This window comes from Staphylococcus intermedius NCTC 11048 (assembly GCF_002902385.1).
GTDB classification, from domain to species: domain Bacteria; phylum Bacillota; class Bacilli; order Staphylococcales; family Staphylococcaceae; genus Staphylococcus; species Staphylococcus intermedius.
On record NZ_PPQH01000064.1, the window covers coordinates 1 to 10,890 of the forward strand.

A 10,890-nucleotide genomic window follows, 5' to 3' on the forward strand; every position below is an offset into this window, starting at 1 on the left:
AAATTGCAATCGTTATTTTTATATTTTTCACTAGCTTTATATTGCATTTTATAGCGCAATAGTACAGTTAAATTCATTTTATTAAGTGTAAGATGAAATCATATTAATTTTTGTTCATTGTTATGAAACATTTGGATACTTCTTAAATTCAAAAAATGTTATATCAGTATTTATTGATGCTATTTATAGCGTATTTAACAATACTTATCATGCAGATAAGAATTGCTTTATGCAAATAAATTACCGAATTAGAATAGTTTGTTATAACAGTTTGGCTGATATAACATACAGACGAACAGTATCTAGGTCATTTTAAGTTTAATGCTATAAAAAATAGTGGCTACAATCAGCCACTATGCCCATAAAATTTACATACCTAATTTTAACCATCTTTTCTTTGCAAATAATAATACGATAAAATTAACTAATAATATCAGAACAAAAAATATTATTATAGTGACGATATCTTCAGCATTAATAAAATTTGTCTGATTACTTAATACACTTTCTATAGTAGCGTACATCGAATTACTCGCTTCAAATGGAGCTAACAAACCAAAAACACTTTTATTAACAGCAACTAGTATTATAGATCCAATCCAATAGATAATGCTAAAACCAATACTGATTAATATATTGGGCGATAGAACACTTATTGTCCCAATGATTAATATGTAATGTAAAACAACCAGAGAAAATAAAACGATAAGTAGTATATAATGAGAAAAATTTGAAAAAATCAAAGAAATCACTGTTATACCTAAGATTATAAATAGTAAACTTTCTAAAAAAAGAATGGCTACTTTTTTGTAAAAGAATGAAAAAATATTTTCACCTATTAATTTATAGAATAGAATAAAGTTTTTGATCATTCGAATGACAAAAAACGTGCGAGGCAACTAATAAGTAGGTTCTTCATATAGCAATATAGATAATGAATATCATTATTAAAATTAACATTCTAAAATTTCTAACCGGTCATAAGACTAACCCTGCTTCCTTCTATTTTTATAGAATCGTTATTTTTATCCTTTTTACTAGCTTTATATTGCATTTTATAGCATAATAGTACAGTTAAATTCATTTTATTAAGCATAAGATGATAAGTCACAGTCATCAAACCTTATCAATTAACTTTAGAGGTGTTTTCGTTGCAATTAGAATATAAAATTTCACAAGCTAAAAAAGGCGCAACACTAAGCATCATTACTTATACATTTTTGACATTATTGAAAATTGCATACGGTTGGCTAGCGAACAGTCAAGGTTTAATGGCAGATGGTATCAACAATGCGACGGATGTCATTAGTTCTATTGCTATACTCATTGCACTTCAAATTTCCATGAAGCCCGTGGACAAAAACCATCCTTATGGCCATTATCGTGCAGAATTTATCGCGTCACTCATAGCATCATTCATTATGTTTGCGGTGAGTATCCAAGTGATTATCACCGGTGTCAAACACTTTTACCAAGGAGAGTTCGTTCAACCTAGCCAATCTGCTATTATTGTCGGCCTGATTTCAAGTATTGTAATGTTTGCCGTGTTTATTTTTAATCGTAATCTTTCAAAAAAGGTTAATAGCAGCGCATTAAGGGCAGCAAGTTACGATAACCTCTCTGATGCCCTTGTGTCTATAGGGACTGTAATTGGAATTGTAGGCGTATATATGGGCGTGCCAATGCTTGATACGATAGCTGCGATTGTCATTGGTTTACTGATTATGAAAGCGAGTATCGATATTTTTAAAGAGACGGCCATTACACTTACTGATGGGTATGATGAGGAAGAACTTGCACAAATTCAACATATTATTTCATCGATTCCAGGCATTAAAGAAATTCGTGATATTAAAGCGAGAAGTCATGGTGTCATTTCATTTATCGATGTCACGATTGCAGTCAATCCAGATTTAAATGTCATTGAAAGCCATGAAATATCTGATCATATTGAATCTAAATTGCAAGCACGTTTAGGTGAAGTTGAAACGATTGTACATATTGAGCCGTTTTTATGACGCATAATGAATAAAATTAAAAACATGCGATTGGACTATTCAAATCCGAACGCATGTTTTTTCCTTTTTTTAAACTAAAACAAATGATTCTCCATCGCATATATCGCTGCTTGCGTACGATCCGTCACTTCTAATTTTGAGAAAATATGACTGACATGTGTTTTAATCGTCTTTTCTGATACGTACAGTGTTTCAGCAATTTCTTTATTCGTCTTCCCTTTTGCCATTTCTTTCAATACTTCTGTTTCACGTTTGGACAATTTATTTAACATATGCGGTTTCGTAATAACAGTATCCATCACATGTTGTGCATCTTTATGAATGACTTTAACTCCTTGTAGCACGGTATCGATAGAGGTCATTAGTGCTTCGGGTTCCACATCTTTCATTTCATAGCCGTCTGCACCTGCTTGCATCGCTGACATGACATGTTCTTCGTCTACATAGCTGGTGAGTACTAAAATTTTTATCTTTTGATATTGCTCTTTTAATTTTTGAATTAATGTAATACCATTCATTTCCGGCATCACTAAATCAACAAGGATAAGCTCTGGTTCAATTTGATTGGTCGCCAATGCGTCTAACAGCGCTTGACCTTCCCCAAAACTTCCTACAACCTCTATCTTTGGTTGTGTAGAAAGTAAAAATTCTAGTCCTTGTCTGACTATAAAATGATCATCCACAATTGCGATTTTAGGCATTATTGTCCCTCCTTGTGCTGCTGAAGTGGTATTTTGATTGTTATTGCTGTTCCTTGATCACTTGTCATTTTTAATGTTCCTTTTAAAAATTTAACCCGTTGACGCATATTTGATAAGCCATGTTTATCGGCTGAATCAATCTGCGTGACGTCAAAACCAACGCCTTTATCCTTCAATTCTACAATGAGATCATCGTTCGTTTGGTTCAGTTCAATATCCATATGATTTGTTTTCGCATGCTTTTTCGTATTATTCATTGCTTCTTGCATCACACGATACAGATGCGTCTCAATTTTATTTTCTAAATCAATGAGCCCCTTTACTGTTACATTAATATCTAGTCCAATGAGACTTGCGTAATTTTTTAATGCATGAACAAGCCCATGTTCAAGGCCTACTGGTTTCAATTGCCAAATTAATGCACGCATCTCGTTTACCGCATTTTGACTCGTTTGTTCAATTTGCATAAAAGCACGTTTAGACGTTTCTTCTTGCGTCATTTGCCCTGCCGCATGGGCTGTTAATTTTAATGAAAACAACATTTGATTAACCGAATCGTGTAAATCTCGTGCTAATCTATTGCGCTCATTGATTCGTGCCGCTTCTTTTTCTTGATTGTTCAAATCAATACGTTTTATGGCAGAACCAATCTGAAATGCGACTGATTCTAACAATTCGAGATCTTCATCTGAATAATGCGTTGTAAAAGGTGTTGCGACATTTAACAAGCCAAATTGCTCATTACCTGATCGTAGTGGGACGGTCGCATGATGCGTAATATCTTCTGTTTCTGTCACAAATTCACGACTGGCCAAGTTAATACGTGAACAGTTAATAATATTTGAGGCTTTCGTCAATTTTTGATTGTGATACGCTTGAACACACCAACATGTCCCCTCTTTCATGTAGTGACATTGTCGATTCGTTAACGCAGAAGGTAACGATTGGTGTGACTCTAACGTATGATGACCTTCTTCATCAATAAAAAATATCCAGCCTGTCGTAAAATCACTACCTTTAATCAATGAATCTAACGCACCATCAAGCATGGATTGTAATTCTGTTTCTTCGTTAAGGAATTCAGCAATTTCCTTCAATAACGCCAATCTTGTTGGTTTTTCCATTTTGGTCACTCCACTCTTCGCATCGCATCAAACGTTAAATTCATCACTCACGTTTTAATGTACATTTAACTTTATTATACACATTGTTTCAATGAATAAAACCATCAATACCATTTCGTTTTATGTTATGATAAAAGAAATTAAGGAGGATTTTATGAAATTTAAAGTTGCCGACACATTTAATGAACAATCCATTCGAGACATATTCAAAACATTACAATTACCGAAAAAAGAATTACATACACTGAATATGTCAAAATCTATCACAGTGAATGATAAACCTGCAAATTTACAAACAATCGTCCATACAGGCGACGAAATTGTAATTCCTGATGAAGAGGCAAAAAGTCAATATTTGCCAAGCTATCGTTATGCGCAAATTGCTTATGAAGACGACTTTTTAGCGATTGTCTACAAACCTAAAGGCGTTAAAACACATCCGAACGATTTAAAAGAAAGCAATACGTTAATGAACCACGTCATTTACACTTTAAACCTACCTTATGTTGAGCCGATTCACCGTCTTGACCAAGAAACAGTTGGGTTACTGATAGTGGCGAAACATCCGATGATCAAAAAAATATTAGATCGTATGTTGGAAAATAATGACATTCATCGTATCTATAAAGCACAAGTGAAAAGTTTGTTGCCAATTAAGCCACAAACGATTGATTTACCCATCGGCAAGGATAAATTCCATCCGAATAAGCGCCGTGTCTCTCCAACCGGTCAACGGGCAGTCACTCATATTTTGTCTTCTCAAATGATTAAAGAAGGTGTTTGTGAAGTGATGTTAAAGTTAGATACAGGACGAACACATCAAATCCGTGTGCATCTTGCTGAAATTGGTTATCCTGTGCTAGGTGATCCACTGTATAGTGATTCTAAGTTACGTCAATTGCAACTCGAAAGTTATCAAATTGAATTCACACATCCAATCACACAACAACCTATTTCTGTAACCATTGATGATATTGAACAATAGTTGAACAATCCAAACTTGCGATATTTTCATGTAATTTCAATCGCAAACAAACCTCACATCAACATGAATTCAGGGACTTGGACAATAACACGTCCAAGCCCCTGAATTTTGATATTTCAATCCAATGCATCACTGAATATGATTATTTTCGTTTCAGATGACCTTTCACACGATCCATCCAATTTCTTTTTGCACGTACTGGTTGACCAGTCTCAATCATGTTTTGTTTGGACAACGCTAACCCAAACTCTTGTGCTTCACGCATTAAACATTCTTGAGAGTTGATAGATGGCATATCATTTTTAACATAATGATACACACCATGCGCATCCTGATAACGCCCTTTTTGATTATCAGAAAGTTGTAAGTGCATAAAATCTACCAATCTTTTCGCAATGCGTTTGTCCAAAATTGGGAATAAGATTTCAACTCGCTTAATCATATTTCGTGTCATCATATCTGCAGAAGATAAATAAATTTTCTCCTCACCATTGTTATAGAAATAATAAATACGAGAATGTTCTAATAAACGTCCTACAATACTCACGACTTCTATATTTTCACTAATGCCAGGAATGCCTGGTTTCAAACAACAAATCCCTCGAATGATCAACTTAATTTGTACACCAGCTTGAGAGGCTTCATATAACTTTTTAATCAACGCTTTATCTGTTAATGAATTCATCTTCATCATCATCTTACCGTTTCCGTGTTGACGATGACTTTCGATTTCTTCATCAATTCGTTCAATAAATAAGTCCCGAATTTCATATGGCGCTACGATTAATTGTTGATAATCCGGCTTCATGGAATAACCACTCAAATAATTGAAGAAATTCATCGCATCTTCTCCAATTTGTCTATTTGTGGTAATGATTCCCATGTCGGTATACAATTTAGCAGTTTTATCGTTGTAATTCCCTGTACCGAGATGCACGAATGGTACAAGACTACCATTCACGCGTTTAACGACCAAAGTGATTTTGCTGTGGGTCTTTAAGTGCGTCATACCATACATCACATGGCAACCCGCTTCTTCTAACATTTTTGCCCAGTGCACATTATTTTCTTCATCAAAACGTGCTTTCAATTCCACCAATACCGTTACTTGCTTCCCATTTTCTGCAGCATTTTTCAGCGCTTCGATAATCGGTGAATCACTGCTCACACGATACAATGTTTGCTTAATCGCCAGTGTATCCGGATCCTCAGACGCTTCAGTGATAAAATCAACAATCGGATCAAATGACTCGTACGGATGATGGAAGAAAATGTCACGTTTCAATGCCAAATCATATACATTTGCATTGCCTAAAGATTGTGGCACTTGTGGTGTATACCGTTCATATTTCAAATCTTTTAATTTGTGCGATAAATGATCAACTAATTCAAAAACCATCGTTAAATCAAGCGGACCATTCGTATAATACACATCTTGAGGTTCTAATTCTAACGTATCAATTAACCAATCCATTTGCATTTCTTGTTGATCGCGATAATCAATCTCCAACCTCACCGCTGCACCACTTTTACGCTCCTTCAAAAAGCGTTCGATTTCAATTAGTAAATCTTCAGCACCATCTTCATGAATCGTTAAATCAGCATTTCTTGTAATTCTAAATGCATACGTATTCAAAATTTCATACCCTTTGAAAAGATGACCCATGAAAAAGGAAATCATGTCCTCGATTAAAATGATATATTGACGGTTTCCTTCATTAATAGTAATAAAACGGTTTAATAGTGTCGGAATTTGAACAATCGCTGAATTAATTTCATCACCTGTATCTATATCGACAAAAATATTTAATGTTTTATTATTCAATTTTGGAAATGGTCGATATGCATCAATACCTAATGGTGTTAATGTTGGCAAAATATCATTTAAAAAGATTTGTTCAAGTTGCTGACGCATACCTTCGTTTAATTCATCTGGCTTACATAAATACACATCATATGTTTTTAACACTTCAACTAATTCATTGAAACGGTGGTATTGGAAAGCAACATTTTGACGATTTTTCTGTTCAATGGCTTTTAACTGTTGCTGCGGCGTTAATTGTGCTTTATTTTCAGGTTTATCAAATCCCATTTTAACTTGGTCTTTTAACCCTGCCACACGCACCATAAAAAATTCATCTAAGTTTGCGCTCCCAATCGCAATAAACTTAAGTTGCTCAAGTAATGGGTTTTGGTCGTCACAGGCTTCTTGTAAAACTCTATAATTGAAGTCTAACCAACTGACTTCACGATTGTTATAATAATCTGGATGATTCAGGTCCAAATTTCCTTTTTCAATAGTCACTTTCATTGTCACCCCATTAATATTCTACAAAACATAGCATCAGTTCCTATTTAGCGTAACATAAAACAATTGGGCTATCGTTTAAGAATTTGTAAAGACAATATTAACCTTTGTTTTGAGTACTTTTTCGATATGCTTCTTTTGTCGATTAGATTGATAAGCTTCAGCAATCGGTTCACCTTGATAATCAACAAACAAGTCGTATCCTTCTTTTGACGATTTTAATTTCACATCTTGAACATTGTTCGTATGAGAAATATTGAGTGCATTAACAAATTTGATAATACCACCTAAAGCTTGAATGTCTGAAAGTTCATCTTCAGTAAACCACTTTGTCTCTTCGCTATATAATTTGAGTAAAGTCTTATTTTTAAAGCTGGCAAGTAATGCGAGTCTCACACGCTCTTTATGGGATAAGCCGTTGATCCCTGAATTCGCAATAATGTAATACGTATGCTGTGAACTTGAATCAGAATCGATAAATCGACCTAAATAATAAATATACGCTGCCTCAAGAAAAACTTGCTTTAAATCTTGACTAATTTGAAGTTTCTTTTCTTTTGTCAACTGTTCTAATAATGATTCAGCAAGTTTCACTCTTTGCTTAGCGCCATTTTCTTCAATTTTGTACTCATTGGCTAAATGACGTAACGCATCTTGTAGAACATTGGTTTTATTAAATTCTTTTGGATATTTTTTCGCAATTTGATTCATGATGAAACCTTCACGTATCCCTTTTCTTGAAAAAGTGAATGCTGTTGCATCAATCATGTCAAATAACACATTAAATACTGCTACGGCAGGTAAAATGATATCTGCACGATCACGACTCAACCCATCTAAAGTCGTTAATGTGTCACGCGAAGATTTTTTAAGCATTTGAAATACTTCTTTTAAATCATCTTCTTCCATCGTGTAACCATGTACCCCTGCAATCGGATACTGATGTAAAGACTGATGAATTCTCGCACAGTTACGTGCAGAACCGCCAATTCCGACCAAGTTAATACGTTGATTTTGAATCCAAGGCACTTTACCAAATTCATTTTTCAAAAACTTTTCCATTTTTTTAATGGCGTCTTTATCATTGTGCTCTTTGCCTTCAAAAAACATCCGCGTTAACGTCACAACACCAAATGGAAAACTAATAGCTTCTTTAATCTTTTTATCTTTAAATAACGTTAATTCTGTTGAGCCTCCACCAATATCGACAGTAATTCCGTTTCGAATACTTGTCGTGTGTGTGACAGCATATGAACCATAAAAAGCTTCATCTTCTTCGGGAATCATGATGATTTCAAGATCGAGTTCTTGTTGAATATGTTTTAAAATTGCTTTTTGATTTCGAGATTGGCGCATAGCAGCTGTCGCAATCGGATACAAATGGGCCACTTCAAAATCTGTCGCCACTTTTTTAAAACTTCTCAGTGCGGTCGTCAATACATCGATGCCTTCTTGGGTCATATTTTGCTCATTATCTAAATATTGACTCAATCGTGCTGGCGTTTTAATGTTTTGAATTTCATTTAATCCTGTTTTCGAATCGTATTGAAAAATTACTAAGCGAATCGTGTTTGAACCAATATCTATTAAACCGTTACGTTCCATATTTAAAACTTGCCTCCATATTATTTCGGATGGACCATATTTTCTGGTTTAATCCATTCCTCAAATTGTTCTGCTGTCACATAACCTGACTGAATTGCAGATTCTTTTAATGTTAAACCTTCTTTATGTGCTTTTTTCGCAATCGCTGCTGCCTTTTCATAACCGATATGTGGGTTAAGCGCAGTCACAAGCATCAATGAACGATTCAAATAGTTATCAATGTTTTCAGGAATAGGTTCAATACCTACTGCACAGTTTTGATTAAATGTTTCCATACCATCAGCTAATAAATAAATAGATTGTAATGTGTTATGCAAAATGACAGGTTTAAAAACATTTAGTTCGAAATTACCTTGAGAACTTGAGAATCCGACCACTGTATCATTACCCATGACTTGTACAGCCACCATTGTTAACATTTCACATTGTGTTGGGTTCACTTTACCTGGCATAATCGATGAACCTGGTTCGTTTTCCGGAATCGAAATTTCAGCTAAACCGGCACGAGGACCAGAAGCCAACCATCTGACATCGTTTGCAATTTTCATTAAGTCTCCTGCAAGCGCTTTAAGTGAACCGTGTAATTGCACCACTTCATCATGTGCAGTTAACGCATGGAATTTATTTTCAGATGATACAAATGGATAGCCAGTATTTTCAGCGATGTAAGCCGCTACTTTATCACCAAATTCAGGGTGGGCATTAATACCCGTACCTACTGCCGTTCCACCAATGGCTAAATTTAAAATATGCTTTTTAGATTCTGCCAATAAGTTTTCACACACATCTAACATATAGCGCCAACCACTAATTTCTTGGCCTAATGTAATCGGCGTCGCATCTTGAAGGTGTGTACGACCAATTTTGATGATATCTTTGAATTCATTTTCTTTTTTGTAGAATGTCTCACGTAAACCTTTTAATGCAGGTTCTAAACGTTTTTCCACTTCATGATAAAGCGCTACATGCATTGCTGTCGGGAATGTATCGTTAGAACTTTGGGACTTATTCACATCGTCATTCGGGTGAATCGTTTCATCACTACCGTTAGATTTTAAATATTCATTTGCCACATAACTCACAACTTCATTCACATTCATATTACTTTGCGTACCGCTACCTGTTTGCCATACAACTAATGGAAAATGTTCATCTAATTCACCAGCTAAAATACGATCACAAGCATATACAATCGCATCTTTTTTCGCATCACTTAATTTACCTAATTCATTGTTCGCCAAAGCTGCTGCGCGTTTTAATTGTGCAAAACCATAAACCACTTCGATCGGCATTTTTTCTTTACCTACTGGGAAATTTTGCTTACTTCTTTGTGTTTGCGCACCCCAATATTTATCTGCTGGTACCTCAATTTCACCAAATGTATCGTGTTCAATTCTTACTGACATATCTCTCGCTCCCCTTTAATTTTTGAATATTCTTGTCACTTAAATTATAGCATTAAACGAAATCGCCATTCAATGAACATTGGCGTGCAATGACGCTTTTTTCATCATTTTCGGTTTGATTTGTTTGAAATGAATTAAAAGCAAAATAAAAAGGCCTGAGAAAAATAAATTTCCCAGTACCTCTATGATTCATTTGAAATTGTTTCTTCAGTTTGCACATTCATAAATTTATATTTCACTGCTTGTACAACCGCGATAGCTGACAAAATATACAAAATTAGGCCGATCACCATCAGGACTGGACTGATTTGGATTAAAACACCCAAAATCCCACTGAACTGACTGTAAAAATCATCTAAATAAATCGTTAGTGCGACAGTGATTGCAATACAACAAATCACACTGATCACAATCCCTTTTTGATTCGTTTTAACAAAAGTTTGCACATGCGATTGTGCATGGTCGACTAAACCATTAGACAGGTTTAATTGTAACTGAACAATTTTAAATAGCACCGGTAAATATAACGTTCCTAATGCTAGTGGAAAAGCTTTAATTGATATTAAATTGATGATTGTAGAAATTATAATTAATGTAACCCATTTCTGATGTAACTTCATGTGTGTCACCTTTCATCATTTTTTAAGCACGTTCTCATTTTATCATATTTAAATATTAACATCTGCTATTAATACCATCATTATACATTAATGGTATATATCATATACGTACACTGTTAATAC

General features: G+C 34.6%; 8 protein-coding genes and 1 pseudogene. 2 read left to right on the plus strand and 7 right to left on the minus strand.

Annotated elements, in window-relative coordinates:
• Positions 1 to 368: 368 nt before the first annotated feature.
• Positions 369 to 854 (minus strand): annotated as a pseudogene (locus CD138_RS14705) (peptide ABC transporter permease); the annotation flags it as partial.
• 297 nt (positions 855 to 1,151) lie between these two features.
• On the opposite strand from CD138_RS14705, the gene CD138_RS11745 reads away from it, so the two are divergent.
• Positions 1,152 to 2,018 carry a cation diffusion facilitator family transporter gene (locus CD138_RS11745; protein WP_019168009.1) on the plus strand — a complete coding sequence of 289 codons (867 nt, stop codon included), beginning with the start codon at positions 1,152 to 1,154 and terminating at the stop codon, positions 2,016 to 2,018.
• Between the two features lie 74 nt (positions 2,019 to 2,092).
• Here CD138_RS11745 and CD138_RS11750 read toward each other — a convergent pair whose 3' ends face one another.
• Positions 2,093 to 2,719: a response regulator gene (locus CD138_RS11750; protein WP_019168008.1), complete on the minus strand. Its 627-nt coding sequence runs from the start codon at positions 2,717 to 2,719 to the stop codon at positions 2,093 to 2,095.
• Positions 2,719 to 3,843, minus strand: a complete 1,125-nt coding sequence (locus tag CD138_RS11755) for a GAF domain-containing sensor histidine kinase (RefSeq protein ID WP_019168007.1) — start codon at positions 3,841 to 3,843, stop codon at positions 2,719 to 2,721. Before CD138_RS11755 ends, CD138_RS11750 begins: the two co-directional genes overlap by 1 nt.
• Positions 3,844 to 3,997: 154 nt before the next feature.
• Here CD138_RS11755 and CD138_RS11760 point away from each other — a divergent pair, with 154 nt between their 5' ends.
• Entirely contained in the window at positions 3,998 to 4,828 is an 831-nt protein-coding gene (locus tag CD138_RS11760; protein WP_019168006.1) for an RluA family pseudouridine synthase, read from the plus strand.
• Positions 4,829 to 4,970: 142 nt separating this feature from the next.
• Here CD138_RS11760 and CD138_RS11765 read toward each other — a convergent pair whose 3' ends face one another.
• The 4 genes from CD138_RS11765 to CD138_RS11780 all read right to left on the minus strand — a co-directional run bounded on the left by CD138_RS11765 (position 4,971) and on the right by CD138_RS11780 (position 10,767).
• On the minus strand, positions 4,971 to 7,133 hold the full coding sequence (locus tag CD138_RS11765) for an RNA degradosome polyphosphate kinase (protein WP_373364649.1): 2,163 nt from the start codon (positions 7,131 to 7,133) through the stop codon (positions 4,971 to 4,973).
• 81 nt (positions 7,134 to 7,214) lie between these two features.
• A complete protein-coding gene (gene ppx / locus CD138_RS11770) occupies positions 7,215 to 8,741 on the minus strand; it encodes an exopolyphosphatase (protein WP_019168004.1) in 1,527 nt (508 codons plus the stop codon).
• Between the two features lie 20 nt (positions 8,742 to 8,761).
• Positions 8,762 to 10,147: a class II fumarate hydratase gene (gene fumC / locus CD138_RS11775; RefSeq protein WP_019168003.1), complete on the minus strand. Its 1,386-nt coding sequence runs from the start codon at positions 10,145 to 10,147 to the stop codon at positions 8,762 to 8,764.
• 182 nt (positions 10,148 to 10,329) lie between these two features.
• Positions 10,330 to 10,767 carry a hypothetical protein gene (locus CD138_RS11780; protein WP_019168001.1) on the minus strand — a complete coding sequence of 146 codons (438 nt, stop codon included), beginning with the start codon at positions 10,765 to 10,767 and terminating at the stop codon, positions 10,330 to 10,332.
• Between the last annotated feature and the right edge of the window lie 123 nt (positions 10,768 to 10,890).